The 26456-nt window shown below is 68.0% G+C and carries 24 protein-coding genes, 2 tRNA genes and 1 other RNA gene; 9 read left to right on the top strand and 18 right to left on the bottom strand.

Annotated features, from left to right (window positions below; translation table 11 throughout):
- Window positions 1-135: 135 nt before the first annotated feature.
- From SALPAC4_RS0114660 to SALPAC4_RS0114645, 4 genes are all read right to left on the bottom strand, one after another.
- A complete protein-coding gene (locus tag SALPAC4_RS0114660) occupies window positions 136-1449 on the bottom strand; it encodes a GNAT family N-acetyltransferase (protein ID WP_019870964.1) in 1314 nt (437 codons plus the stop codon).
- A 235-nt stretch (window positions 1450-1684) separates the two neighbouring features.
- Window positions 1685-2272 carry a hypothetical protein gene (locus tag SALPAC4_RS0114655; protein ID WP_019870963.1) on the bottom strand — a complete coding sequence of 196 codons (588 nt, stop codon included), beginning with the start codon at window positions 2270-2272 and terminating at the stop codon, window positions 1685-1687.
- 436 nt (window positions 2273-2708) lie between these two features.
- Window positions 2709-3128, bottom strand: coding sequence for a hypothetical protein (locus tag SALPAC4_RS0114650; RefSeq protein ID WP_020113505.1), 420 nt, complete (start codon window positions 3126-3128; stop codon window positions 2709-2711).
- A 496-nt stretch (window positions 3129-3624) separates the two neighbouring features.
- A complete protein-coding gene (locus SALPAC4_RS0114645) occupies window positions 3625-4680 on the bottom strand; it encodes a hypothetical protein (RefSeq protein WP_019870960.1) in 1056 nt (351 codons plus the stop codon).
- 645 nt (window positions 4681-5325) lie between these two features.
- Here SALPAC4_RS0114645 and SALPAC4_RS28535 point away from each other — a divergent pair.
- Window positions 5326-5622: an ISAs1 family transposase gene (locus SALPAC4_RS28535; RefSeq protein WP_223874762.1), complete on the top strand. Its 297-nt coding sequence runs from the start codon at window positions 5326-5328 to the stop codon at window positions 5620-5622.
- A 343-nt stretch (window positions 5623-5965) separates the two neighbouring features.
- Here SALPAC4_RS28535 and SALPAC4_RS0114635 read toward each other — a convergent pair whose 3' ends face one another.
- Entirely contained in the window at window positions 5966-6703 is a 738-nt protein-coding gene (locus SALPAC4_RS0114635; RefSeq protein ID WP_223874761.1) for a TetR/AcrR family transcriptional regulator, read from the bottom strand.
- A gap of 43 nt (window positions 6704-6746) precedes the next feature.
- Here SALPAC4_RS0114635 and SALPAC4_RS0114630 point away from each other — a divergent pair, with 43 nt between their 5' ends.
- Complete coding sequence (locus tag SALPAC4_RS0114630) at window positions 6747-8471, top strand: right-handed parallel beta-helix repeat-containing protein (RefSeq protein WP_223874760.1); 1725 nt, start codon at window positions 6747-6749, stop codon at window positions 8469-8471.
- A 205-nt stretch (window positions 8472-8676) separates the two neighbouring features.
- Here SALPAC4_RS0114630 and SALPAC4_RS27765 read toward each other — a convergent pair.
- Window positions 8677-8745 (bottom strand) — tRNA-Ala (locus tag SALPAC4_RS27765).
- A 359-nt stretch (window positions 8746-9104) separates the two neighbouring features.
- On the opposite strand from SALPAC4_RS27765, the gene SALPAC4_RS0114625 reads away from it, so the two are divergent.
- Both SALPAC4_RS0114625 and SALPAC4_RS0114620 read left to right on the top strand, forming a co-directional pair.
- Window positions 9105-10019 (top strand): DNA-processing protein DprA, encoded by a 915-nt coding sequence (locus SALPAC4_RS0114625; protein ID WP_019870956.1) that lies wholly within the window; start codon window positions 9105-9107, stop codon window positions 10017-10019.
- Window positions 10020-10119: 100 nt separating this feature from the next.
- Window positions 10120-10755, top strand: coding sequence for a hypothetical protein (locus SALPAC4_RS0114620; protein ID WP_019870955.1), 636 nt, complete (start codon window positions 10120-10122; stop codon window positions 10753-10755).
- Between the two features lie 795 nt (window positions 10756-11550).
- Here the strand turns inward: SALPAC4_RS0114620 and SALPAC4_RS0114615 are convergent.
- Window positions 11551-13083 (bottom strand): ApeA N-terminal domain 1-containing protein, encoded by a 1533-nt coding sequence (locus SALPAC4_RS0114615; RefSeq protein ID WP_019870954.1) that lies wholly within the window; start codon window positions 13081-13083, stop codon window positions 11551-11553.
- A 308-nt stretch (window positions 13084-13391) separates the two neighbouring features.
- On the opposite strand from SALPAC4_RS0114615, the gene SALPAC4_RS0114610 reads away from it, so the two are divergent.
- On the top strand, window positions 13392-13706 hold the full coding sequence (locus SALPAC4_RS0114610) for a hypothetical protein (RefSeq protein ID WP_223874759.1): 315 nt from the start codon (window positions 13392-13394) through the stop codon (window positions 13704-13706).
- 248 nt (window positions 13707-13954) lie between these two features.
- Here SALPAC4_RS0114610 and SALPAC4_RS0114605 read toward each other — a convergent pair.
- Together SALPAC4_RS0114605 and SALPAC4_RS0114600 are read right to left on the bottom strand one after the other, a co-directional pair.
- Window positions 13955-14027, bottom strand: a tRNA-Ala gene (locus SALPAC4_RS0114605).
- A gap of 91 nt (window positions 14028-14118) precedes the next feature.
- A complete protein-coding gene (locus SALPAC4_RS0114600; RefSeq protein ID WP_018729680.1) occupies window positions 14119-14718 on the bottom strand; it encodes a YqgE/AlgH family protein in 600 nt (199 codons plus the stop codon).
- 132 nt (window positions 14719-14850) lie between these two features.
- On the opposite strand from SALPAC4_RS0114600, the gene SALPAC4_RS0114595 reads away from it, so the two are divergent.
- The gene (locus SALPAC4_RS0114595; RefSeq protein ID WP_018729679.1) at window positions 14851-15654 is read left to right on the top strand and encodes an S-methyl-5'-thioadenosine phosphorylase; all 804 of its coding nucleotides are present in this window, start codon (window positions 14851-14853) and stop codon (window positions 15652-15654) included.
- Window positions 15655-15678: 24 nt separating this feature from the next.
- Here SALPAC4_RS0114595 and SALPAC4_RS0114590 read toward each other — a convergent pair whose 3' ends face one another.
- From SALPAC4_RS0114590 to pruA, 8 genes are all read right to left on the bottom strand, one after another.
- The gene (locus SALPAC4_RS0114590) at window positions 15679-16620 is read right to left on the bottom strand and encodes a hypothetical protein (protein WP_019870952.1); all 942 of its coding nucleotides are present in this window, start codon (window positions 16618-16620) and stop codon (window positions 15679-15681) included.
- A gap of 225 nt (window positions 16621-16845) precedes the next feature.
- Window positions 16846-17221: a transfer-messenger RNA gene (gene ssrA / locus SALPAC4_RS26595) on the bottom strand.
- A gap of 83 nt (window positions 17222-17304) precedes the next feature.
- Window positions 17305-17784, bottom strand: coding sequence for an SsrA-binding protein SmpB (smpB, locus tag SALPAC4_RS0114585; RefSeq protein WP_025619316.1), 480 nt, complete (start codon window positions 17782-17784; stop codon window positions 17305-17307).
- A gap of 216 nt (window positions 17785-18000) precedes the next feature.
- Window positions 18001-18876: a permease-like cell division protein FtsX gene (gene ftsX, locus SALPAC4_RS0114580; protein WP_019870951.1), complete on the bottom strand. Its 876-nt coding sequence runs from the start codon at window positions 18874-18876 to the stop codon at window positions 18001-18003.
- A gap of 58 nt (window positions 18877-18934) precedes the next feature.
- Window positions 18935-19615 (bottom strand): cell division ATP-binding protein FtsE, encoded by a 681-nt coding sequence (gene ftsE, locus SALPAC4_RS0114575; RefSeq protein WP_019870950.1) that lies wholly within the window; start codon window positions 19613-19615, stop codon window positions 18935-18937.
- 118 nt (window positions 19616-19733) lie between these two features.
- Entirely contained in the window at window positions 19734-20855 is a 1122-nt protein-coding gene (gene prfB, locus SALPAC4_RS0114570) for a peptide chain release factor 2 (RefSeq protein WP_018729675.1), read from the bottom strand.
- Between the two features lie 263 nt (window positions 20856-21118).
- The gene (locus SALPAC4_RS0114565; protein ID WP_018737112.1) at window positions 21119-21634 is read right to left on the bottom strand and encodes a PadR family transcriptional regulator; all 516 of its coding nucleotides are present in this window, start codon (window positions 21632-21634) and stop codon (window positions 21119-21121) included.
- Between the two features lie 155 nt (window positions 21635-21789).
- Complete coding sequence (gene pruA / locus SALPAC4_RS0114560; protein ID WP_018737113.1) at window positions 21790-23418, bottom strand: L-glutamate gamma-semialdehyde dehydrogenase; 1629 nt, start codon at window positions 23416-23418, stop codon at window positions 21790-21792.
- 273 nt (window positions 23419-23691) lie between these two features.
- On the opposite strand from pruA, the gene SALPAC4_RS0114555 reads away from it, so the two are divergent.
- Complete coding sequence (locus SALPAC4_RS0114555) at window positions 23692-24711, top strand: hypothetical protein (RefSeq protein WP_019870949.1); 1020 nt, start codon at window positions 23692-23694, stop codon at window positions 24709-24711.
- A 69-nt stretch (window positions 24712-24780) separates the two neighbouring features.
- Here the strand turns inward: SALPAC4_RS0114555 and SALPAC4_RS0114550 are convergent, their stop codons facing one another.
- Entirely contained in the window at window positions 24781-25287 is a 507-nt protein-coding gene (locus SALPAC4_RS0114550) for a DUF6912 family protein (RefSeq protein ID WP_027644541.1), read from the bottom strand.
- Window positions 25288-25501: 214 nt separating this feature from the next.
- Between SALPAC4_RS0114550 and SALPAC4_RS0114545 the strand changes: the two genes are divergently transcribed.
- Complete coding sequence (locus SALPAC4_RS0114545; RefSeq protein ID WP_019870947.1) at window positions 25502-25732, top strand: helix-turn-helix domain-containing protein; 231 nt, start codon at window positions 25502-25504, stop codon at window positions 25730-25732.
- A 128-nt stretch (window positions 25733-25860) separates the two neighbouring features.
- Window positions 25861-26454: an Rv3235 family protein gene (locus SALPAC4_RS0114540; RefSeq protein ID WP_019870946.1), complete on the top strand. Its 594-nt coding sequence runs from the start codon at window positions 25861-25863 to the stop codon at window positions 26452-26454.
- The last annotated feature ends 2 nt before the right edge of the window (window positions 26455-26456 follow it).

Here is a 26456-nt window from a genome sequence, read left to right as displayed (position 1 = left end):
TGAGCGTCAGTAGCGCCCAGCCGGTGGGCTCGCGCCTACGGCCGTCACCGAACTTTCCGTAGAAACAACGTGCCGCTCTCGCCCCCGCGCTTGGGTGACTTCCGACAGCAGCGGGCGTGGCGGCGATCGCGGCCGTCAGTTGCACGGCCAGACCCGCACCGGCACGCGCGGGAACGCGGCTGTCAGGAACTGCTCGGTGAGGCCGTCGCGCACGGCGGCGTCCGGCCAGGCATCGAGCACCTCAGGCGGGGTGCGGTGACCAACAGCGAGGTGCAGCAGGGCAGCCGGTGGAATGGCAGCATGGTGGCTCGCGTCGGAGCTCGGACCGATCGTGCTCCGTCTCGCCGCCACCGCCGTTAGTTCACCGTCGTCGAACTCGAGGTGCGCGCTCGCGGTGTAGGTGTCAATCACGAGCGTGGACTCGGGCCAACGCAGATCGGCTGACTGCCAGCGGCTGCGTAGCAGCGGGGCGAGGCGGGCGAGCAACTCGACCGGGTCGCCGGTTCGGGCGTACCAGGCTCTGGGGCGCGTTGGTACTCCGGTGGGGCCGATCCGGGCCAGGAGGTGGTCCGGATCGAGCAACGGACGCACTGCGTGGAACGGGCGCTGGGCCATCGTGGCGTAGCGCCGACCGACCCGGCCGAGATAGGCGTACGTCGCGGCGGCGGCCTCCGGCCAGCGCCCGGCAGGCTCGCAGGTAGCGGCGAGCACGGTCAGCTCTCCCGCCGCGGAGAGCGCGGTGCTGTGCACCAGATATCCCTGGACCTGCTCGCCGCGCAGCAGTACGGCGACCTCGCGACGAACGAGATCCTCCGCCCGGCGGCCCACGATCTCGTACCGCCAGGCGACGGCGTCGCGCGGACAGACCAGAGCATCCCCGTCCGCCTGGCGTCGGTCGATGCGGGCGAGGGCGTCCGCGTCGGCCGCGGTGGCGGGGCGGACGGTCCAGGGCCCCGGGTGGGCGTCCGGTAAGGCGGCGGTGGGCACCGTGGGTGCGCCGCCGTGGGCCAGCGCGTAGTCGTAGCCAAACCGACGGTAGAAGTGGGGAATCCCCTCGATGATCTGGAGTGGCACGCGATCGGTCGCGCAGCGGTCGTGCAGCGCGGCGAGTAGCCGTTCGGTGAGCTGGTTGCCGCGATGCTCCGGTGCCGTGCCCACCAACTCGGCCTGAATCACCGGCAGCCGGATCCCGGCCAGGCTCCACTCCTGACGGAGACCGACCAAACTGGCCGCCAGACGACCGGTGGTGGTGTCCTCCACGATCAGGAAGTCGTCGGGGGTGACCGAAGGATGCCCGCTCAGCAGATCGTGAACCCAAGCGGTGATCCCCGCGTGCGGTTCTCCGCCGGTTGCCGCCTGCAGTTGAACGGTCGCCTGCAGGCGGGCAAGCTGATCGACGTCCGACTCGCGACCGCGCCGAATCCTGTAATGATCGCCTCGGCTACTCATGCCTTACGTTCTACCGTCCGGTGATCGCTCGCGGTCGCATGCGGGGAAGTGACCCCGCCCACGCCGGGCGCCTCAGTAGACCGTTGTACGAGAATGCTCCGGATCTGCGCAAATCATCGGCGGCAGTGAAACGACTGTTGGCCGGCACCCTGGTTCGGGTGCCGGCCAACAGTTTCTTTCCCCCTTGGCTGGTTCAGGTCTGTGGGCGGGGGGTGGTTACGTCTGGGGTGGTGGGTCAGCTGGTCCAGTGCTCGGCGACGAGGTCGGCGGCCTGGGTCTCCCACTGGGCGTAGTGGAACGGGAACGCCGACACCTGCACCTTCTGCGCGGCCTCAGTCAACGGCAACTCCTGCCAGCCCTCAACCTGCTTGAGGCCCTTCAGGAACGCGGTGGTGGAGTACTCGGGGTCGGTGATCTGCTCCACGCTGCCCCAACCAGAGGACGGGCGCTGCTGGAACAGGCCCTGCGAGTCGTGGTCGTTGCGCTCACCCAGGTGTCCCAGGTTCTCCAGCTTCGACTCCTGCAGGCTGGTGGCGATCGCCACCACGGCGGCCCGCTCGTCCATGCCGGCCTTCTTGGTGGCCTCGATGATGGCCTTCACGTTGCCGGTCTGCTCATCACCCAGGTCGATGCGCGACTGCGTGCCCTGGGTGCCGTGCGGGATCAGCGTGCCGCTGTCCGGCTTGTCAGCCTGCACGGCAGCCGCAGCGGCGGCGGGGGTGGTGGTGTCGGTGAGGGTGTCCAGGGGGCCGGCGACGACACCGGTGGACAGGGCCAGACCAGCGAAACCAAGCACACTACGACGCAGAATCGTGTTCATCATGGGGGTTGCTCCATTCGGGGATCGACACCCCACACACACGCCCGAAGGGGGTCAGGCGGCAACAGGGTGCAAGCACCGTCCGGCGCTCAAAAGTAGAGGGAAGAGAAGATCCTCAGCTACCGCGGTCCGGGGACACGCATCGGTGCCGGGTCCATCTGTAACGACCGGCGGACCGCCAACATTCCGGGGCTCACGCACGCTCGGCATCCGCCATCGGCGGAAGGCCTGCTCGGTCGTACGCATGGTGTAACGCCCCGACGGCCGCCGGGATTCCGCCACCACCGTGCCCCCGACCACACCCCAGACGGGCATCAACCTGACGTCAGTGACGTTCGCGCCCAGGCCGGACTTGCAGGTCAACGGCGTCCACCGCTCGGGTTCGTCGATGCCTACGATCCACGGCGGCAAACGAGGCTCCCCCTCAACTGGGAGAACATCAACCGCCCAGTTGGGGTGAACCGAGTTCCTTCCGCAGCTGGCGAACCAGGTTCCGGAAGGCTGTTTCCGCCGCCGTGTGCTGGGCCTTGTCAGAGTCCGGGCCGAGGCGGTAGAGCGCCTCCGCGACATCATTCGCCAGTGAAACTGTCCGAGCGGTGCACAAGAGGGTAAGAGTCGAACGAGAGACTTGCATCGTCCTCCGCCACTCCCGCCGATCGTCCTGATCCATGCCCTGCTCGCCCACCGTCCAATACTTGTTGAGCAGGTACCGCGTGCTGGTGACGTAGTCCACAGCTCCGCGAAGCGTCTGATCACGGAGCCAATGCCGACGCTCACGCTTCGCTTGGAGCCACGCGCCAATCGCTAGCACGACGAGGCTGGCGAGAGCGCCGAAGCCCGCCGCAGCAAGATTCCCCATGGGGATCGAGCGTACAAACACAGCGATACCAGGGCCAAGTCCAGTGGTTCGCCTGATTGTCCGCTCCGGCGGGAAACGTCGCCCGCAGCAGCCCGATCCACAGCAGGGTCACGGGTTCAGGTCGTTCACATCGGCGATGCGCCAATCAGAGGGGGACGGCGACGCGGAATCCGGTTCAGCGGAGGCCACCCGACAGGTGGCTCTGGTCGTTGAACATCACAGGGTGGGTAACACCGACCCAGTATTCGATCATGGTGAGCCGGTGTTGGCGCTCGCCCTCAATCGCCGTTCTGGTGCAGCAGATCGTGGAAGCGGACTAGGCCAGGTCCGCGACTACTCACCACGATCATCGCCAGCGGCGCCCGCACTGAGCGCAAGGCCGCCATCAAGACCCGCATCGCCGAAGTCCGACTCAGCGACCACGGAGTCATACCGGGGGTGGCCACGCATGACTTTCGCCTATGTTTCGCGTCTTAGTGGGCTGGGTTGGCGGGGATCATGATCGGGCGGAAGCTGGTGCGGGCCGCAGTGAGTGCCACCTCTCCCGGCCCGCCCGGACATAGCCATTCTGCCAGGTCACGCGCCTCGACCAGCAGCCGACCACCACCGATGTCGGAGATCTTCCATGTCGATAGGTCGACCCCCTGCGCTGGTGTCCCGTTGAGAGAAGTTGCATGCCGTGCGCGTCCGGTACGAACCGGTGCCAGACATCGGAGTTGTCACGAAGTACGTGTGTCGATGAAGTCGGAATTGTCGGCAGGGCCGGAAGCGCACGAGCGCGGGCATCCCACTCGTAAACCCACAACGGCACCATTGCCACGAATCCGAGCCGCGTGTCCGAGCCGTTTGCCAACAACGCGGCACGGGCCCGCGCGGCCCTTTCCGCAGGTAGGCCGACCGGGACGTGTTCCTGGAACATCACATGACCATTCGCGTTGAGCTGCACACGGCTCACCCGCCCACCCGCCGGCCCAGCGAACGTCACCGCGACCGCGCCGTTGACCCGCAGCGCCCGGGCTAACCGGTCGGCAAGCCCGTTGACCGGCACCGACTGGTGCACACCGCCGGTGGACCACAGCGTCGCCGCTCCGTCGAACGCCGCCCATCGCGCGGCCGCCGCGAACCACCCCGTATCACCGCCGTCCAATGCGCCCTCGCGTGAAACGAACACCGTCATGCGCGGCGAAGCCAACTCCGCCACCCAGTCCGGCAGGCGGTCCAGCGGCGTGGCGCGCACCAGCCCGGGCAACTCGCGTACGGCGAGCGCACCGGCGAACGCGTCCACCCATGCCTCCAGGGTCTCTTCGCTCATCAGCCTCCGCAGCAGCACAGAGACACCCGCTACGCTCACCATCGGGTCGCCGCCGATCATGTCGGGCACCGCGCCGTTGGCGGCGTCGACTCCATCGCCCGCCACCGCGACAACCATCAACTGATCCAGGTCGTGGGGTGCATCCGCGACGAACTCGATATGCACCTCGTCGTAGCCGTTGGCCTCGACTTGGCGAAGGATGTCATCGAAGTCGACACGTACACGAGTGGGCCCGGCCATCGTCTGCTCCGCTCTCGAAAACGCTACCGGACGAGTCCAGCGGGTTTCGGTCCTAATGCTATGACCGGCCGAATGGGCATGGACGCCAGCGACCAGCAGCGGCCAGAACGACCGTCACGGTGCCGGGGGCGGCGGTGAAGGCCCGGATGCCGACTCTTCACAAACAGTGCGCAAAGGACACAACCGACCGGCCACTCCGCATTGCTGAGATCGCTATACTTCGATGCAAGAGCCTACCGGTATTGGCCGGCAGCGAGGGCACCCCTCCGCAGACGCGGCTACTGCGGAATCGGAGCGGACCGAGGGCATCAGTTCGGACCTGCATGCTTCGCCCGGGTCACAGCAAGCATGGTTCGCCAGCGAGGACTTGCGGTGGGCCGGAGGTACCACCATACGAACCACAGTGCGACGATTGTCGGTGAGCCGCTTCCACTCAGGATGGCCGGTCCAAGCGCGTCAGGCCGGTGCACTTCCTCCACCGAGGGACACCGCCCTGCGGCGGCTGCGTACCGTCGTCATGCGACTCGCCGTACGACGGGTGGAAGTGCTCAGAGTGCTGCGCCGATCCCCTGTCTGTCAGGGTGAGTTGAGGCCAGCGGCTCGTAGCAAGTCCGCCCGGCAGGGCGAGTTCAGGGACGAGAGTCGTTGACGTTGCGAGGTAGCGGCCCGGCCGGCAGCCAGGTACATCTACTCGCCGTGCTGGACCAGCACACCCGGATCGTCCTGGGCCAGGTCGACGTTGACGGCAAGACCAACGAGCTGACCCGGTTCCGGCCGCTGCTGGAGGCTCTCGATCTGACCGGCGTGACCGTCACCGCTGATGCGTTGCACACCCAGCGTGAGCACGCCCGCTGGTCGACCGAGACCAAGCAGGCCGGTTACGTGTTCACCGTGAAGAAGAATCAACCACGGCTATATCGGCAGCTCAAGGCCCTGCCCTGAGCGAAGATCCCGGACCAGGACGAGACCGGGCACTGCGGTCACGGCCGCTACGACATCCGCCGACTGCAAGCGCTCACCTGTACCGGCGCGCTCGCACTGGACTTCCCGCACGCCGTGCAAGCACTCCGAATCCGCCGCCGCCGGCTGAACCTGAACACCCGCCGCTGGTCCGCCATCACCGTCTACGCGATCACGAACCTGACCACCGCCCAAGCCATCCCGACCACTACAACTACTCGGAATAACCTGAGACGGACAAAGAACTACCTTGCCTGAGCCCTGCCTACGCGGGCGTCCGGAAGCGGACCGCTGCACTGCATTGCCTCAGAGCCGGCATGTTATGTCACGCTTTTTCGTCACGGCGGTGCTGGATCAGGGCTTCGATGCCGTCGAGCACGGTTCGCAGGCCGAACTCGAAAGAATCCTCCGGCTCGTCGAAGCCGCCCGCCTCCCAGAGCGACGAGAGTGTCGGATAGCCACCGAGCCGGGCATAGAGTGCGTCGCGGGCACCCCACCAGTCCTGCTCCGAGACGCCGCTGCGCTGCTCGGTGTACGCCACCTCGACCAGGCGTGTGGCCTCGGCGTCGACGAACCGGCTGACGAGGCCGACGACGGCGATGGTTTCAGCGGGCGTGAGGCCGGTGTCGGCTACTGCGCTGAGTAGATGTTCGTAGTGGGTCACACCGTTGGGGCCCGGTATACGCCGCGTGCCGCGCACCTGTGTCAGCCAGGGATGCCGCCGACGTAGCTCCCAGCCCGCACGAGCCAGTGCCGCCAACCGATCCCGCCACCCGCCGGCGGTCAGCACGGCGTCGGCAACCTGTCCGAGGACGGCGTCACACATGAGGTCCACGAGCTGGTCCCGGCCGGGCACGTGGCGATAGAGGGACATGCCGGTGAAGCCGAGCCGCGCACCGACCTTGCGCATGGACAGCCCTTCGAGCCCGTCGGCGTCGGCCACGGCGACGGCCGCCCGCACGATGCGGTCCACGGTCAACCCAGGTCGCGGCGGTGCCGGTTCCTCGGGTCGCCACAGCAGCTCGATCGCGTGGTCGGAGTCGCCCATATCCACGCTCGCCATTCGCATCCTCCCGCAACACCCAACGCTGTTTACACTATAAACTTTGAGAGAAAGGGGATACGTCATGGTGGAGTTCCATGTCGCCCCATCGGGCGACGACGCCTCCGCAGGCACCGCGAAACGACCGTTCGCCACGATGAGCCAGGCCCGAGACGCGGCCAGGCAGGTAGACGGTGACGTCGTGGTCCTGCTCCGAGCGGGCACCCACGTGCTGACCGAGCCGCTGACGCTCACCGCGGCCGACTCCGGCATCAACTTTCAGGCGTACGGATATGGCACCGACGCTCAGGAGAAGGTCATCATCAGCGGTGGCCGCGAGGTCACCGGTTGGCGCGTCACGGACGACGTTTGGCTGGCGGAGGTGGGGGAGCTGAACGCTCGTCAACTGCACGTCGATGGCCGCAGAGCCGAACGCGCCGGCATCGACCGCCTGCCCGGCGAGGTGACGACAACCTCCACCGGGTACGTCGTGGACTCACTGGCCTGGCAGAGTCCAGCCGACGTCGAGTTCGTCTACCGGGGGGTGTATCCCTGGACCGAGGCCCGCTGCCCGGTCGCCACGGTGACGGGCGACGGCCCCGTCAAAATCACCATGGTTCAACCCGCCTTCGCTTGGGCCAACGACCTGTACAACTCCTCGTATGAAGGACAAAACTCCCACGGACCGGGCTTGCCAACTCGGCTGGAGAACGACGCCTCGTTCCTCACCGAGCCCGGCACCTTCGTCCTGGACCGCTCCCGGGTCGGCCGCCACCTCCTGCGCTACCTGCCCCGGGAGGGCGAGCATCCACAGCACACCACTGCGGTCGTCCCGGTCCTCGAAACGCTGCTGGTGGCCAGCGGTACGACCGAGGTCAACCTCCGCGGCTTGACGTTCGCCGATGCGACGTGGCTGCGGCCCGGCGACCAGCGGGGATTCCTGCACTACCACGGCAACGGCTTCTACGAGGGCGGCCCGATCAACAAGATCACGTTTGGCGAAGGCGCGTGGGTCATGGTCCCGGCCGAATCGTCGCTCATTCCGGCCTGCCTCCAGTTCGACGACTGCGCCCGCGTGGAGATCGAAGGGTGCCGGTTCACCCGGATGGGCGCGGCCGGTGTCGGGTTCTCGCGCGGTTCCAAGCTGGCGGTGCGAGGCTGCGGCTTCGACACCCTGTCGGCCTCGGCGATCACCGTAACCGACGCCAGCACGGTCCTGATCGCGGACAACCGAGTCCACCACGTCGGACTGGAATACTCCGGTTCTCCCGGCATCTCCATCATGGGAACCCACGGCTGCACCGTCGCGCACAACGAAATCACCGACGTGCCGCACTGTGGCATCGTCGCCGGCACCGGCGAGGGCACCCGCATCCTACGCAACCACACCGCGCGCACCATGGGTGTGCTGGCCGACGGGGGCGGTGTCTACCTCTCTGGACCACAGGGCACCTCGGCCGAGAACAACGCGGTGGTCGGTGGCAATCTCATCGTCGATACGCGCACGCCATACAACTTCGGGCTGTATACCGACTACGGCGCAGCGTGGGTCACCGTCGAGGAGAACGTCGTGCTCCGCGCGGACAACACCGCAGTCCTGACCGTCTCGCCACCACTGGAGCATGTCGTCTACCGCAACAACTACTGGGATGCCGATCCAGTGGGCGCCGCTGACCCACCTGCCGGGGTCACCTACGAAGGCAACGCCACTCTCCCCGACGAAGACGAACTGAACGCCGTGACAGCAGCCCTCCAGGCGAAGACCGGACCACGAAGGACGTCACCATAAGGCGGAAGGGACGCCATGCACTGGAAGCCTCCCACACCGCCCAGCCATCCCTACGCCAACGCCTCCTGCACCGCAACACACCGCAGCGGTCGTCCTCGACGATCTCCCTGAACGCTGAGTCGGTCATGGCAGCGAGGCCCAAGGTATCGGCTTTACGCTGCGGCCCCACGGCCCGCAAACCCCTCCGTTTGGGTATCCGGTTCGGTGGAGCCGAGGGGACTCGAACCCCTGACCCCCACACTGCCAGTGAGCGAAGCGGCGTACCAGGGCCTACCGAGGCATGCCGGCAGATGCCGGACCTGCAGGTCAGGGGCGCTCACCGGTCCGGGTCTTCCCATGTCATGCCGACCCCTTCCGGACCGTCCGTGAGACGACTGTGAGACATCACGACGGAACCTGGCCCGGAGGGGCACCCGATTTCGGGCGCCCCTCCGGGGGCCCTACTGAACATCCAGCCTCCGACCGCTGGGGCAGCAAGGCCGTGCAAGATCGGTCACCCAGCGCCGGTTGGGTCTTGCTTTTAGCCGAAATCGAACATACGTTCTAGCGATGACCTCCGTCCGGGGCTCCCGTCATCAACACTGGGCGGGATGGCTGAGCCAGGAACGCAGCCCAGGGCCTACGATCGTGCCCATGGACACGGCGACGATCGAGCGGGCCTCCTTGGTCGCGCTACTTCGCCGGCCTAGCGCGCGCTGGTCGGAGATTGCTCTCGACATCCAGGAGAACGGCAGCGCCAAGGCAGTCCTCGACCGTACGGTCGGCCACTCCGACACGCTCTTTCCGGACGGAAATTCAACCACCGAGCTGATCAACGCCGCCGCCGTCGAGATCACCGGCTGGCAAGCGGATGGGATTGGCGTCCACGCCTTCTTCGACGACACCTACCCTGCCCAGCTGCTCGGCATCCGGGAGATGCCACCGCTCCTGTTCAGCCGAGGTGATCTACGAGTTCACGACCAGGCAGTGGCTGTCGTCGGCAGTCGCAAGGCAAGTGAGGAAGGGCTGCGGATCGCTCGAGCCGTCGCCACCACCCTGGCAGGCCGCGAGGTGACCGTGGTCAGCGGGCTGGCAGCCGGCATCGATACCGCCGCGCACTCAGCTGCGCTGGAGGCAGGTGGACGCACGGTCGCGGTCATCGGCACCGGGATCCGCCGGTACTACCCCTCAGTAAACCAGCGCCTGCAGGACCACATTGCCGAGGTTGGGCTCGTGGTCTCCCAGTTCTGGCCCGACGCTCCGCCGAGCAGGCAGAGCTTCCCCATGCGCAACGCCGTCATGAGTGGGTACGCAGTCGCGACGGTCGTTGTCGAGGCGGGTGAGACCAGCGGAGCACGAATCCAGGCCCGGCTCGCCCTCCAGCACGGCCGTCCCGTCGTGCTCACGAGCCAGGTCATGCAGTGCGACTGGGCCAAGACGTTCGCCGATAACCCGGGCGTCTACGTCGTCCACGGCACCGCGCAGCTGTTGGAAGCGCTCGAAGACATCCTCAGCTACCAGCCCACCAGCGCCGGCCTGGAGAACTTCCCTGACTTCGCCCTCCGCTGACCAGCGCTGGACCATCATTAGCCGGCACGTCGAGGTCCAGCGCGGCTACCTGCGCAACCCGCTACCGGCATACCCGTGGATCTGCCCGACGTGCCGGGGAGTGCGGAACGAGGGCTACTCGCTCTGCTTCCGCTGCCAGTCCCACCTCACCCGTTCCCAGGGCCTCCTCGCCGACCTCGTACTACCGATCTCCTACTCGCCACGCACCTCGCAGCACCACCACAACCTCCGGACGTACAAGGGCACAGCTCCGTCCGAGCAGGCTCGGCGAAGCTTGCTCGCCCTCCTGCTGCTCTTCCTACGCAACCATCTCGCGTGTGTAACGGTCCGCACCAGCGCCTTTCCGACGCACCTCATCACCGTCCCGAGCACCCGCAGCCGCGCTGGCAGCCATCCGCTCGCCAGCCTTGTCGGCGACCGGCTCCGGCTGCCCTGGATCACCAGCACGGTCAACCCGAGCTACGGCCCGGATGATCACGACTTCCACGCCGACTGGTTCACTCCGTTAATGCCCACGTCACCCGCGCCCGTTCATGCCCTGATTTTCGAGGACACCTGGACGACTGGTGCCCGAACCCAGTCCTTGGCGCATGCGCTGAAGGTCGCCGGTGCCACCACCGTGGCCGCCGTCATCCTCGGCCGCCACGTGGATCCAAACTATGCGCCGGCCAGGCAGTTGCTCAACGCGATCGCCAGCCCGGTCTTCGATACCACTCGGTGCGTAGCTGACGACTGATCAAGAACACCTCGCCATCCCGATGGCCCCCTTCGGACGTCAAGCTCCTGGCGACCGCCTCGCCGATGGCAATCACATCTCTTCCTGGACGCAGCGATGGTGCCGACTACGAGCCGGAGGCCCACCCACGAAACGCCCTTCCATCGACATTCCGCAGGTGTCTGGACAGGGGCGTCCCGGTCGTCAACCAGTTGGCCTCCCAGGGAAGCGGGAGTTGCCCTCCGCTCTGCTGTTCACTGGCGCTCTCTGCCTACGCTCAGGACGCCCAAGCGTGGGCACGAGACCTAAATCCGGAGCCTGCAACGGGACGCCCGCAGCTGATGAGGGAGCTGATCGTCACACATGCGACTTGCTGCGTAGCCCTATTAGCGCGGTTGGATCAGCCTCGATGAAGGATGTGACCCGCAGCACGCCTTCTCCCAGTTGATGCTCGGCCTCGTCACTCGACAGCCTTTCCCTGCTAACGCCCCACCCGTACGCTGGCGGGCCGGGCGACGGCCTGCTCGGCTTGCCCGGGTCGACGGCGGACGGGATCGGGCCTACCGCCACCACCCACAGAGCCGGTGGCCGCAGACAGCCCACTGCCATCCTGGAGCCGGAGCGCCCCCGCCGAAGGCGCCGTCACCCGAGCCGGTGCAGCAACCGCGGCGCGCTGACGAAGCCGCAGGGTCTCCTGCATCGCACCCGCCACGCGTCGAGGTCGCGGATGCCCGCGCTGTCGACGGGCGGCCCTTACCGCACCCGTTGCCTAATGAATCCCGAACGGCCCGCCGGGGTCTGCGGGACACCTGCCCGTTACCTGGCCCTTGAGGTCCCCAAGAGGATCGGCGTCAGACGAGGCTCAGGAGTCCGTTCCCGGACGACCAGCCATTCGCGTGCGCTCCTGGCCGTCGCACGGAGCTGCGGATGCTCCTGCACGATCTCGCGCTGTCGCTCAACGGGCAACCCGAGCTCGTGCAGCACGTTGAGGATCACGACGGCTGCGGTCACCTTCACAATGGCTGCCAGCTCCTCAGTTGAGTGATCCGGAGTCCTGCCCTCGTGCGCCAGGTCGTTCCGAGCCCGAGTGGTTCTCCTCGCCCATCGGTCCACGTCCGGCATGAGCAGCCCGACCGCCTTATCGTCAGGACGCGCAGCGAGCGCGTACAGCCGGTCCCGCAGGATCGGATCGTTGCGGATGGCTCCTCTAAATCTCTCTCGGTGATTCTCGGGCACGTGCGCCAGCATCGCTTCGCGCATCGGCTTGAATTCGTCTGAGGGCATCGGACGCTCGTCAGTGCCGAGGCGGCGATGCAGCACCTCGGCCGCCCCCACCGCCGCCAGAAGACTGTTCTCGACATAGCGATCCGGCGCGTAGCGGAGGCCCAAAATCATATTGATCGCCACCTGCAACCGCCCGTGTGCCTCGCACCAGCGAGGAACGACCTCCTCGAACGGGAAAGATGCGCACGTGAAGAGCATGCGGCGATGGTCGATGGCCTTGGCATCGTGCTTACCGAGCGCAGCGGGCGAATAGAGCACATCAGCATTTCGGCGCAGCGAAGGGCGGTCACCACGTGCCACAGGGTCCACTTCTGCCAGCTGCAGTCGTAACCAAATCACGCCGGCGGCACGGTGCGTCGCGAGAGCGATCAGATCTTGCACCAGGCTGGCCGCGCCCAGTGCGCCGCTTAAGGTGAACCGGTCCGTAGGGACGATTCGCACGAACGCGGTATCGCGCATGCGGCCGACAGTCCCGCCCCTCCGCTGATCGAAGAACGGAAGCGTATGCCTGTGCGAGAGTCGGAACTCGGTTCCATCGACCACGATCGACTGGGTCTCCCGCGGCTTCACGGAGATGCTTCCGCTTCCGTCCGGTTTGCCGTCGGGAGCTCCGTGAAAGCCCTCGAACACCGACGAGTCTGCCCAGAGGCCAAGGTCCTCCACAGACACCTCGGCTGCAGAGAACGCTGCGTCGTCCTCGCCGCTGACGTGCGCTCCGATGAGCGCCGTCGTCGCCGCCACGGTCTGCTTGTCCGGGCTCTTCACTCGCGCACCGATGGTCCGCTTGCTGCTGTTCGGGACGCAGTCGAGAAGGGTGATCTCGCGCTGCTCGGCCGCACCGTGAATCACGTTCCACGTCCGGTGCCCTTCGTGGACCGCAACGATGCCAGGAGAAGGGTTCGACATGATGCGGTCCTCGAACGCGCCGATCAACGAGAGCACCAGGCCGCCTTCCGGCTCGTACCGGAGCACACCGGGGATCCGCTCGTCAGGGTCGTCCGGCAACCACCAGAGTCCTGCCCACTCGGCGGACTCGTCGAGGTTCAGAGGATCGTTGGCCATCATGCTGCTTTCGCTGCGTAGGACAGCTACTTCCTCCCGCTCCCAGATCTTCCTCCCGCCCGGAACTCTACGACATCGCCGTCTTTAGTGACGTAGCCGTTGCCCTTCCCGCGAACCTTGCCGCCGCTTACCTGGAGGGAGGCAGCCCGACCAGGGTCCGGCCTATGCAACATGCCGCGCCGCTTAACGAAACCCATAGGGGCACCCCTGACGGCCTCCGTTTTGCGGCCGCACGGAGCAGCCAGATATCCGACGATGACCACCTGATGGAGGAGGAACTTGGGGGCGGCAGCGGCTAAGATCAACTACCCATGAGCGGGAGGCAGGCGGCAAGAAGGATGCAAGAGGCGGTCGAGCACGAGATCCTTGAACTGCTCGACGAGCACGGTGAGATGCCGACTTCGCGAGTGGCCGCGAAAGTCAGGACTGGGCGCCGGCGCACCTACGTCAAGGACGAGTACGGCGAGTTCGAGGTGTACGACTCGTGGAGCACCTCATACATCCGCGAACGGCTGTACGAGCTCTCGCCGCAGGTCACATACCGGGTGGCGCTCTGGGGAGGCGCTCGCATACCGCAGTTCATCTGGAGGCTGGCAGAGTCCCTGAAGAGCGGAGACGACGAGTAGCCCGGCCGGAAAGTCGCCACGGGCGGGACCTCCCAGACGTTTCCGCCGAGTGAGCAGAGCGAGGGCACCACGTTAGCGGTGACCGGGATCATGCCATCGCAGCCGCGCTAGACGCCTTGATCGAAGAGGCAAGGGGCAAGATCAGCGCGTGATCTGGTACAGATCTGGCACATAGCGGCCCGCCGGAGTAACAAAGCAAAAAGTCCCTGGTGGGAGATACTGTCTCCCACCAGGGCCTTTCTCTTGGGTGGAGCCGAGGGGACTCGAACCCCTGACCCCCACACTGCCAGTGTGGTGCGCTACCAGCTGCGCCACGGCCCCCTGTGCACTACCCGGTTGCCCGGGCACGGGAGAACTATACACACGCCGGCCGGCACGGTCAGCGCGCGGGGTGCCCGGCTACCGCGCCGGCTCAGTTGAGCGCCACGTCCGCCGGGAAGTGCGCCACCGCCGCCATCATGCCGCCCTGTCGACGCAGCACCATCGGCCACAGGTCGTCCGGACGATCGACGAAGGCGTCCCCGGGCAACGCGTCCAGGACGAACCAAGATCCCCCCGCGATCTCCTGCTCCAGCTGGCCCGACTCCCACCCGGAGTAGCCGGCGAAGACCCGGATGCCGGCGATGCTCTCCCGCAGCTGCGCCGGGTCCACTGTCAGGTCGAGCGTGCCGACCGCACCGGAGATCTGCTGGAAGCTCTTCATCGGGCGCAGCGGGGGACGCATGCGGGCGAGACAGATCGCCGAATCCGGCTGCACCGGGCCCCCTTCGAAGACCACGGCGGGGTCGCGGGCCAACTCGCCCCAGTCGCCGAGCACCTCCGCCACCGGAATCTCGGTGGCCCGGTTGAGCACGACGCCCAGCGCCCCGCCCGGCTCGTGGGCGACCAGCAGCACCACGGTCCGGTCAAAGTTCGGATCCTTCAGCGTGGGTGCCGCGACCAGCAGCCGCCCGGCCATCGACTCCGTCGCCCGCCCGTCGATCGCCCGCCCCTCTTCCTGCATGTCGGACATCCCGTCAGTCTGACCGTGCCCGGCCAACCGGGGACACCGGTGCCAGCCGCCCCGTCAACGCCATGCCTGGCACCATAGCCTGCTGCTGGGTCGCTGGCTAAGGTCTGACGCGACAGAGACGAGGGAGGTTCGGTGAGTCCCACGGCAGAATTCGCGGTGATCGGCGGGTCGGGTCTGTACGCCCTGCTCGACGACGCCACAGAGCATGTAGTCGACACCCCGTACGGGCCGCCGTCTGACGCGGTCACCATCGCGGAGGTCGCCGGCCGCCGGTTGGCGTTCCTGCCCCGGCACGGCCGGGACCACCGGCACCCGCCGCACCAGATCCCCTACCGGGCCAACCTGTGGGCGCTGCGCTCGCTCGGGGTCCGCCAGGTGCTCGCCCCCTGCGCGGTCGGCGGCCTGCGCCCGGAGCTGGGCCCCGGCACGTTCGTCGTGCCCGACCAGCTGATCGACCGCACCAGTGGTCGGGCGCAGACCTACTACGACCGGGGCGCGGTGCACGTCTCCTTCGCCGACCCGTACTGCCCGGTCGGGCGGCGTACGCTGCTCGCCGCCGGCGCCGAGCGGGGCGTGCCGGCGGTGGACGGTGGGACGGTGGTGGTCGTTGAGGGTCCCCGCTTCTCCACCCGTGCCGAGTCGCGCTGGTTCACCGCCCTCGGCGGAACGGTGGTCAACATGACCGGCCACCCGGAGGCGGTGCTCGCCCGGGAACTGGCCCTCTGCTACTCGTCGATCGCGCTCGTCACCGACCATGACGCGGGCGTGCCGGGCGGCGGATCGGTGACCCAGGAGGAGGTGTTCCGGGTCTTCGGCGAAAACACCGCCCGCCTCCGGGAACTGCTTTTCACTGCGGTGGCCCAGCTGCCGACGGATCGGGACTGCGCCTGTGGGACAGCCTTGGACGGCATCAAGCTTCCCTTCGCGCTGCCCTGAGCCGGGCGGCCGGGCCATCGCCGGTCAACCGGTGGTGAGCCGCAGCGGCCCGCCGCCGAGCACGTCGAGGACGGTCCGCTCCCCGAGCGGGGCGGCGAGCTGCACCGTCACCGGTTCGAGCAGGAGCTGCTCGGTGCAGACACCGGTGCTGCGGGTCACCGCGCCGCCGACCACCACGATGTCATCCTGTTCGTAGACCAGTGGGGTGAGGCCGGTGTCGCACGCACCGATGCCGAGCCGTACGGTCAGCGTCGCGTCGTCCACGGCGCGCAGGTCCAGCGCCCCGACCAGTTCCAGGGGCAGTGGTGCGGTGGGTGCGACCGGCTCCGGCGGCACTCCGACGGCGGCCGGGGCGACCGCGAGCCGGGCTACCGGGGCGGTCAGCTCGTCAATGGTGAAGAGCCAGGCCGGGACCGCAGCCTCGCCTCGGCTGGTCCGCACCGGCACGCTGGCCAGTTCGACGGCGGTGACGGTGAGCGGGATGCAGGCGGTCTGCGGCGAGGTGCTCACCCCGGTGTCCGGCCCGTCGGCCGGCGCCGGTGGGGTGGCCGGGTTCGTCGGCCGCCCGCCGCACGCCGGTGGGTCGCCCCGATCGAGTTCCCGGTACGCCTCGGCGGCGCTGACCAGCGGCACGGTGAGGGTGCCGGAGGGGAACTGGATGGTGCCGTCTTCGGGCTGCTCCTTCGGCAGCGGGATCTGATCCCGATACCAGCCGGCCCGGAAGGCGGCCTGGGTGTCGGGGGTGAAGCCGGGGTTTCCGACGGCCATGGTCGGTTCCTGGAGTGGGATATATCCGTCGCTCCACTCCGCTCCGGGCTGCCACGCGGCGGTGATCTGCGCGGCCCGTTCGTCGAACACCGCCTGCCGGCCGGTCGGCGCGGCGTCGCCGGCCGGCTCCGGAACGGCGGGCGCGCAGCCGGCGGCCAGCAGCAGGGTCAGGCTCAGGGGGGCGATTACTCGACGCATACTTCTCGGACGCTCGGCACCCCGCACCGGTTCCAGGGCAGGCACCGAAGACACTCGCCGCCAGGAGCGACGCCAGGGGCTGGTGCCGCCCGGCGGCGCCGGAGCGGTGGCGCCGGGACAACGGTGCCTGGCGGCAGCGGGACGACGGCGCCCGGCGGCAGCGGGGGGCAAGGCCGGAAACGCCGGTGCGCCCCGGTCCGGGTGGACCGGGGCGCACAGGTCAGGTGGTGGAGGTGCCGGGAATCGAACCCGGGTCCTTCGCCGCCTTGCCAGGGCTTCTCCGAGCGCAGCTCGCTGTGCCTCTACTCGGCCCCTCCGATCACGCGAGCGAGTCGGTGTGACGGGCCCAGTCGCTGATTAATCTCGCCGCACGGCCCCCGCGACCGGGGCCGATTGGCCAGCCTCCTAGCTGATGCCGGCTAACTGGGTCGAAGGCACTCCCAGGCCGACAGACTTGCTACTCGCCTCAGGCGGCGAGAGCGAAGTCAGCGCGATTCTGCTTGGCGCTTATTGTTTTCCAACGAACGATTTCCGAGACGACGTTGGCTTCCTCGGCTCGCTTCCCCTGCCGCAACGTACGAAGTCGAAACCAGTCACCCCCTCGACGGACCGCCCCTGTTGGCGGCACCGATAAGCCTAACGCCTGGCGCAACGGGTTTCATCCCGCCCCAGCCGGGCGCCAGCTCAGCCTTCCATCCCCTTGCCCCGCCGGCCGGCGGCCCGGGCGATCTCCCGTTGCGCGTCCCGCTTGGCGAGGTCCTGCCGCTTGTCGTACGACTTCTTGCCCTTGGCGACGCCGATCTCGACCTTGGCCCAGCCGTCGGAGAAGTAGACCTGCAGCGGGACGATCGTGAGCCCGCTCTCCCGGGTCTTGCCGATCAGCCGGTCGATCTCGATGCGGTTGAGCAGTAGCTTGCGGGTGCGTCGGGGCTCGTGGTTGGTCCAGGTGCCCTGCACGTACTCCGGGATGTGCATCCCGTGCAGATACAGCTCGCCATTGCGCTCCTGAGCGAAGGCGTCCACCAGCGACGCTCGCCCCGCCCGCAGCGACTTGACCTCGGTGCCGGTCAATGCCATCCCCGCCTCGTAGGTGTCGAGGATCGAGTAGTCGTGCCGGGCCTTCCGATTGGAGGCGACGACCTTGCGCCCCTTCTCCCGTGGCATCGGCGCCACCTCCCTTCCTGATCGCTGCGCCCTTGGGTCGAACAGCCTGGTCGCTGCGCCCCCTGGGTCGAACAGCCTGGTCGCTGCGCCCCCTGGGTCGAACAGCGGCGATCATCCTACCGGAGCGCAAGGGCTCTCCCGCGCCGATTATTCCGGTGCGGGAGAGCCCAGGCCCGACAGGGTGCGCGGGCGGCCCTAACGGCCGCCCTGCAAGCACTAGACCCGCAGGTAGAAGCGGAGCGTGACCCAGGCGGTGATCGCGCTGATCAATCCTCCGACGGCGGCCATCAGGGGGAAGGCCAGCAGCACCTCGCCCCAGCTGACCGGCGCCAGGAGCCCCTGGAGGGCCCTCAGCGCGCCGTCGAAGAGGAAGACCTTCAGGCCGGCGAGGGCACCGAGGCCGAGCAGGGATCCGATCAGGCCGGCGACCACGGCTTCCAGGACGAAGGGCGCCTGGATGAACCAGTTCGACGCGCCGACCAGCTTCATGACCGCGACCTCGCGCCGCTTGCTGTAAGCGGCGACCTGGATGGTGTTGGCGACCAGGAGCAGGGCGGCGACAGCCATCGCGATCGCCACGACGAGGGCGATCTTCTGACCCGCGGAGAAGAGATTGAAGATCTTGTCGAGTACGGCGGACTTGTCGATCACCTGGTCGACGCCCTCGATCCCGGCGTACTGCTCCCCGACCACCTGGTACTCCTGCGGGTTCACCAGTTTCAGCCGGTACGACTCCGGCAGCGCCTCTGGACCGACCGCACTGACCAGGTCCGGGGAGTCCCGGAACATCTCCTTAAAAGCCTCGTACGCCTCTTCTTTGTTGACGTACGTGACGCTCTCGATCAGTGGGTCGGCATCCAGCTGGGCCTGGATCACCGTCTTCTGTTCCTCGGTGGCCTCTCTCTCGAGAAAGATCGAGACCTCGATGTTCTCGAAGTACAGCTCCTTCATCTCGGCGACCTTGACGTAGATCAGGCCGCTGGCGCCGAGCATGGTCAGCGAGACCGCCATCGTAATGATCATTGCGATGGTCATGGTCACGTTGCGCCACAGTCCGACCAGGACCTCGGACAGGACGTATTTCAAGCGCATCGAAGATTCCTCCGCGTCTCCGGCAGGTGGTGGTCGTCAGTCGGGTGGGAGCGCCGGCTCACCCGTAGACGCCGCGAGCCTGGTCGCGGACGATCCGACCGCTCTCGATCTCGATGACCCGGCGGCGCATCTGATTCACGATGTTCGAGTCGTGGGTAACCATCACGACGGTCGTACCGGTGCGGTTGATCCGGTCCAGCAAACGCATGATCTCGATGGAGGTGTCCGGGTCGAGGTTTCCGGTCGGCTCGTCCGCGAGCAGGATCAACGGACGGTTCACGAACGCCCGGGCGACCGCGACCCGCTGCTGCTCACCACCGGAGAGCTCCTGCGGGTAGCGGTGCTCCTTGCCACCAAGCCCGACCAACTCCAGCACCTCCGGCACCACCCGGCGGGCGACCGCCTTGGTCTTGCCGATCACCTCGAGCGCGAACGCCACGTTCTCGTAGGCGGTGCGGTTCGGCAGCAGCCGGAAGTCCTGGAACACGCAGCCGATCGAGCGTCGGAAGGCGGGCCGCTTCCAGGAGCGCATCGACGTAACATCCTTGCTGTTCACGACGATCCGGCCCTTACTGGGCGCAACCTCGTGTAGCAGCATCTTGATGATGGTGGACTTGCCGGAGCCGGATGGGCCGATGAAGAAGACGAACTCGCCCTTCTCAATCGCGACGGACACGTTGTCGAGCGAAGGCCGGGACGCCTTCGGGTACGTCTTCGTCACTTGCTCAAGCTGAATCACGGGTCGTGAGTCTACGCGGTGTAACCGATGTGCCAAATCCCGCGCCCCTCAATTCTGGGGCACGTCGTCGATCTGCCAGCACTCACGATATTCGATGGCGCGCTGCGCCCACGATCGGTCACGCTTTGTCATCAGCAAGCTGCTGCTGCTTTCGCCACCGGATACCGGCCTCAATGAAGGCGTCCAACTCGCCATCGAAGACCGCGGAGGGAGTCCCGGTCTCCTGCTCAGTTCGAAGGTCCTTCACCATCTGGTACGGATGCAGAACATATGAACGCATCTGGTCACCCCAGGAGCCGGCGGCGTCGGTCTTCAGGCCCTGAAGTTTGGCCTGCTCCTCCTGGCGCTTCCGCTCCAGCAGGCGGGCCTGGAGGACGCGCAGCGCGGAGGCCTTGTTCTGCAGCTGGGACTTCTCGTTCTGACAGGTGACCACGATTCCGGTCGGGATGTGGGTGATCCGAACCGCCGAGTCGGTCGTGTTCACGCTCTGCCCACCGGGGCCGGACGACCGGTAGACGTCGAAGCGCATCTCGTTCTCGGGGATGTCGATGTGATCGGTCTGCTCCACCACCGGTAGCACCTCGACCCCGGCGAAGCTGGTCTGTCGCCGACCCTGGTTGTCGAAGGGGCTGATCCGGACCAGCCGGTGGGTGCCCGACTCGACGCTGAGCGTGCCGTACGCGTACGGCACCTTGACCGTGAAGGTGGCCGACTTGAGCCCGGCCTCCTCGGCGTACGAGGTCTCGTAGACCTCGGTGGGGTAGCCGTGCCGCTCGGCCCAGCGCAGGTACATCCGCAGCAACATCTCGGCGAAGTCCGCCGCGTCCACGCCGCCGGCACCGGCGCGGATCGCCACCAGTGCCTCCCGGGAGTCGTACTCGCCGGAGAGCAGGGTGCGGACCTCCATCTCGTCGATGGCCTTAGCCAGCCCGACGACCTCCGTCTCGACCTCGGTGAGAGCGCCCGGGTCGGACTCCGCCTCGGCCAGTTCCAGCAGCACCTTGGCATCGTCGAGACGAGAACGAAGCTCCGCGAGCTTGTTGATCTCCCCATTCACGTACGACAGCTGCGAGGTGACCTGCTGCGCCCGGGCCTGGTCGTCCCAGAGGTCGGGGGCGGAGGCGGCCTCCTCCAGACGGGCCTTGTCCGCCCGAAGCCGGTCGATGTCGAGCACCGACTCGATATTGCGAAGAGTGGCGTCGAGGTCCTTGAGCTGTTCGGCGTAGTCGGCATCGGTCACGACAGACAAGACTACTGCGCGGGCGAGGAGCGAGCTTGCGAGCCCCGCAGCCCACGCCAAACAAACCCAGCGCGGGCGAGGAGCGAGCTTGCGGAGCAGGCGTGCGCTTGCGAGCAGGCGTGCGCTTGCGAGCCCCGCAGCCCACGCCGCACCCACCCCGCGGGCGAGGCGGGGCCTTCATCGGGGGCGGTCCCGACCCGGGGGGCAGGGCCTACTGCCCGACCCGGGTACCAGGTGCGCCCCGGCCGGGGGCTGCTGCCGGGTCAGCTGACCGAGGCGGACTTGAGCCAGGAGAGGGCGGCCTTGTGGTACGCGACGGCGAACTCCAAGGCGCTGGCGTCGTACGTTTCGCCTTCCTTCTTCGCATTCTTCACCTGCTCCCGGACCCGGGCCAGGGCCTCTGTGTGGTACTCGTTCGCTGCCGTCTGGAGGTTCTTGAGCTGGCTGGCCGAGTGCAGGTTCCCGAAGGCGAACCGTAGCGCGATCGGGTTTCGAATGGTGTCCCGACCCGGCTCCTCCGTCAGCCATCTGGAGAAGGTTCGTTTACCCGCAGCGGTGATCGCATACGGCTGACTCATCCGCGGCCCCGGTTTACCGAGCCGCACCAGCCCCTTTTCGGCCAGCACGGGCAGCTCTCGGTAGACCTGACTGCGGGTCATTGACCAGTACGGCGCCAACCGGCGCTCGGCGGCGGCCATCAGTTGACCACCTGTCATCGGGCCCTCGTGAAGCAGCCCGAGCAGGGCCGCCGCCGTGGGATTGACTCCGGAATCCGCCATGCCTCTCACGCTGCCACTTTGCGGTCGCGGCGTCCAGGATTTCACGTTTTCGACACCCATCAGGGCTTCCTATGTGCACTGTCCACCGATATGGAGTGGATGAAAGTACCCCTTCCCCACGCCGGGCGGTCGACGTGGGGAAGGGGTACTTCTGGTTAGTCCATGTGGGGATAGGTGTGACCGGTCGGCGGGACGAAGGTTTCTTTGATCGTGCGGGGTGACATCCACCGGACCAGGTTCTGCCAGGAGCCGGCCTTGTCGTTGGTGCCACTGGCGCGGGCACCGCCGAACGGCTGCTGACCCACTACCGCACCAGTGGGCTTGTCGTTGATGTAGAAGTTGCCGGCGGCGTATCGCATCCGCTCGGCGACCCGATCAACCACCTGCCGGTCGGTGGCGAAAATGGCGCCGGTCAACGCGTACGGCGCGATCGACTCGGCCTGAGTGACCACCTCGTCGAAGCGGTCGTCGTCGAAGACGTGCACGCCGAGGATGGGGCCGAAGTACTCGGTGGTGAAGGTCTCGTGGGCGGCGTCGGTGCACTCGAAGAGTGTCGGCCGAACGAAGTAGCCGATTGAGTCGTCAGCGGTGCCGCCGGCGACGACCTGGCACGAATCATCCCCTGAGATCAACTCCAGGGCGGCGGTGTGCCGCGCGTACGCCTTGGCGTCAATGACGGCGCCACCGAAGTTACTGAAGTCGGTGATGTCGCCGTAGGTGAGCGCCTCCGCGGTGGCGGCGAGCCGGTCCCGCAGCCCACCTGCCCACAACGACCGTGGAATGTACGCGCGGGAGGCCGCGGAGCACTTCTGACCCTGGAACTCGTACGCGCCCCGGATCAGGGCGGTGTGCAGCGCGTCCACATCAGCGCTGGGGTGGGCGACCACGAAGTCCTTGCCGCCGGTCTCGCCGACCAGTCGCGGGTAGGTCCGGTAGTGGGCGATCTTCTCGCCGACGGTCCGCCAGAGCTGCTGGAAGACCTTGGTGGAGCCGGTGAAGTGGATGCCGGCCAGGTCCGGGTCGGCCAGCACCACGTCGGACACCTCCACGCCCCGCCCGGTAACCATATTGATCACGCCGGGGGGCAGGCCTGCCGCCTCGAAGAGCCGCATCGTGAAGTGCGCGGCGAACTGCTGGGTGGGGGCCGGCTTCCAGACCACTGTATTGCCGAGCAGGGCCGGCGCCGAGGGTAGGTTGCCGGCGATCGCGGTGAAGTTGAACGGGGTGATCGCGTAGACGAAGCCCTCGAGCGGGCGGTGGTCGAACCGGTTCCAGGTGCCCGACGAGGAGAGGGGCTGCTCGGCGAGGAGTCGGCGAGCGAAGTGGACGTTAAACCGGAGGAAGTCGATGAGTTCACAGGCCGAGTCGATCTCCGCCTGGAACGCGGTCTTCGACTGGCCGAGCATCGTGGCGGCGTTGAGCGTGTCCCGCCAGGGCCCGGCGAGCAGGTCAGCGGCGCGGAGGAAGATCGCTGCCCGCTCCGCGAACGGCAACGCCCGCCACCCGGGCGCCGCGTCTTTCGCGGCCTGCACCGCGGCCCGAGCGTCATCGTGGGTGGCGTGGGCGGTGACGCCCAGCACGTGCGCGTGCCGGTGGGGCTGCACCACGTCGATCGAGGCACCGCCGGCCATCCGTTGCTCGCCCGCGATGGTCATCGGCAGGTCGATCCGGTCGCTGGCTAGCTCGACCAGCCGCCGTTGCAGCCGGTCCCGGTCGGTGTCCCCCGGCGCGTAGGTGCGTACCGGCTCGTTGCGGGGCTCGGGCACGGAGAAGACGGCGTCCATCAAAAGGCTCCTGGGGCATTCGTGGCAGTGGGGGTAGCGGACCCGCGGAGCGTCGGCCGGGTGGCCGGACGCCGAGCACCGGGGCCGCAGGGGCCCGTTACGGCGGCGGGACCGCGACTGATTCTCCCACGTTTGGGTCCTCTTCCCCACTACCCGAATCCCTCCCCGCACCGGCCGACACGGCTCCCGGCCGCGCGGCGAACGACGCGTACCCTGGTGGGCCGGTGAACCACCGGCCGCACCGCGGGCCGGGTGCCGGTCGAAGGGACGACGATGACGAAGCAGCCCGGCGACTCCGCCGCCACGGAGCCGACGCAGGCGAGCCCAGACGCGGACGAGGCGAACCCGCTCACGGCCGGCCCGCCGGCGGCGGCGGCGGTGGCCGGCCTACCCACCCCCGGCGTGCCGGCGCTCGGCCTGCTGGCACTCGGCTGGCTTACCGCCATGCTCTGGTCCACCCACGCCGTGATCGACTCGGCGGCGGCCGGAGTCACCGCGATCAGCCTCTCCGCCTTCGCCCTACCCGGGGTGATCTCGGCCGCGCTCGTCGCCGGCACCGCCTTCGCGCTGTTCGGGGCGGAGTTGCTCGCCCATCGGGGTCGGGACCGGAGCACCCTGCGCTTTGTCGCGGCGGTCGCCAGTGGGCTGCTGATCGGGCTCGCCGCCGCCTTCGCCATCAACCTGACCTACGCTGACACCGGCACCACCAACGTGATCGCCGGCACCACCGCCGCCGCCGCCATCATCGGCGGGGGCATCGCCGCGACGCGGACCGCCCAAGTTGTCGGCGCGGTGGTGGCCGCCGGCCTCGGCACGCTCGTCTTCGTCGTGGCGTTCAGCTGGGCGCGGGACCCACTCTTCGACCTCTTCGGCGCGGGCGAAACCCAGGAGTCGCTGCTCAGCGCCGCGAAGTGGGTCTCCCGTACCGAGTCCCTGCTCGCCGGCCTGGTGGCGGGCCTGTTGGCCTTCGGCTACCTGACCTGGTCCCGACGCCGTGCGGCGCACCGCGGCGATCCGCCCAGCCTGCGCTGGCCGGCCTACCTGATCGCCGGGGCCGGCCCCGGCCTACTGCTGCTCGTCGCCGAGGTGATCCTGCGGATCGGGGGACGGCGGCTGCTCGACCTGGCTGGCGCGCTGAGCGAAGCGGATGCCGTGGCGCAGACCTCGCTCGGCACCTCCCGGGTGGACAACGGAATCTGGGTGCTCTTCGTCGGCGCGCTGACCGCGATGATCGCCTTCGGCCGGACCCTCGGACCTGCCCCGCTGGACGAGGACGACCCGGACGGGGAGTGAGCCGCACCGGCCGGAAGGCGTTCGAGGTCAGCCGGAACAGCTCCGGACCAACCACGTCGAGCCGCTGGGCTAGCTCAATCCGAGGAGCTGGTCCAGCTCCGTGATGTCGTACCACTCCAGCTCGTGATCTTCGGCCCCGTCAACGGCGAACTGCGCGTCCGGGTCACCGCCGAGCGCCTCGGTCACCACCCGGGCTGCGGCGGTGATGTCCTGGACCGCGTCCGCCCCGTCCACGTGGATGGCGGCCACCGCCCCCACCGGCACCGGGCCGGCCAGCTCGACCGCGCTGGACCCCAGGTCCGCGTCGCCCGGTCCGGGGGTAGCCACGGGCAGATCCGCTGAGACGACGACCCGGCGGCGGGGTGCCGCATCGTCGGCCTGCAGGAGTTGGAGCGCGTCCTGGGCGGCCCGGGTGAAGGCGACGTACTCCAGCTCCTCCTCGTCCCCCTCGGCGTACCACTCGCGCAGCGCCGGGGTGACCGCGTGCGCGGAGGCCGCGGGGAGCCCGGCCGTCCGCAGCAGGGTCAGCATCGGCACGGTCGCCGGGACATACACCCGGACTTGCTCTCTGGTCACCGGTTCTCCCTGGGTTCAGCTCCACCGGCGGACGCCGGTCTGGGGGCGCTGGTCATGCCGTACGCCGTGACCGTCATACACCCCGGACGGGCTCGACGAAAGTTGGGATCCCGGAGTGTTTCCGAGCGCACTCCGGTGCTGCGTTGGACCCTGCTGCCTTTGGGCCACCGCTGGTGGCAAACTGAGGCAAACGCAGCCGACTCAAGGAGTTTGTGTGGCGGAGCCCAGGTTTCTGCTGCTGTCCGAGGTCGCCGCCGAGCTGAACGTGTCGGACTCGCAGGTCTACCACATGGTACGCAGCGGCGAACTGCCGGCGATCAAGATCGGCGGACGCGGTCAGTGGCGGGTGGAGCGCGTGCGACTGGAGGAGTACATCAACCACAAGTACGCGGAGACCGCCGAGTGGGTTCGGGGCAACCCCCTCGTCGAGCGGGAGCCGGAGTAACCGGCCCGATTCGTCGACATCCCCTACCGCCATCCATCCACAGGCATTGACCATCCCCTCTTTAATCCCTCAGAATCGTGGTCTGCCGTAGGCAAACGAAGGCAAACACAAGGATCTGGAGGGCCGGGATGACTGCCGTCCGCCGCCCCGAGCCAACTCGTCCCCCGGTCCGGCTTCGCCCGGCCCCGTCAATCGACCCGCCCTACGTCGAAGATGACCCCGCCCGCTGGCTGATCGACGGTCAGCTGGCGCTCGACCTGTTCCAGCCCGGCCCAGGCCCGCTGACCCGCCCACCCGGCCAGCGCCGCGGGGCCGGAGCGGGCCCGCCCGGTCCCCGGCGCACCCCGACCCGGTTACCCGCCACGGCGCTGGCCACCGCCACCCCGGAGGGGACCCGGGTTGCGCATCGGTTCGTCACCACCTGCCTGGAGGTGATCAACGGCTATCGGCCCCACAGCCAGCTGCGCCGACTGCTTGACCCAACCCGGGCGGCCGAGCTGGCGGCAGAACTGACCCGCGCCACCGCCCGCGCGGGGCCGGTGCGACGCCGCTCCTCCCGGCCCGGCACGCGGTTACGCCGGCTGCGGGTATGTGAGCCGCGGGACGCGGCCGTCGAGGCAGCCGCCGTACTGGCCGGGCCAGCCGGCAGGACCTGGGCAATGGCGATCCGCCTCGAACGGCGTCGCGGCAGCTGGCTCTGCACCGCTCTCCACGTTCTGTGAGA

Source organism: Salinispora oceanensis, assembly GCF_000383575.1.
Lineage (GTDB): Bacteria > Actinomycetota > Actinomycetes > Mycobacteriales > Micromonosporaceae > Micromonospora > Micromonospora oceanensis.
This window is presented reverse-complemented; position numbering and strand designations above follow the sequence as displayed.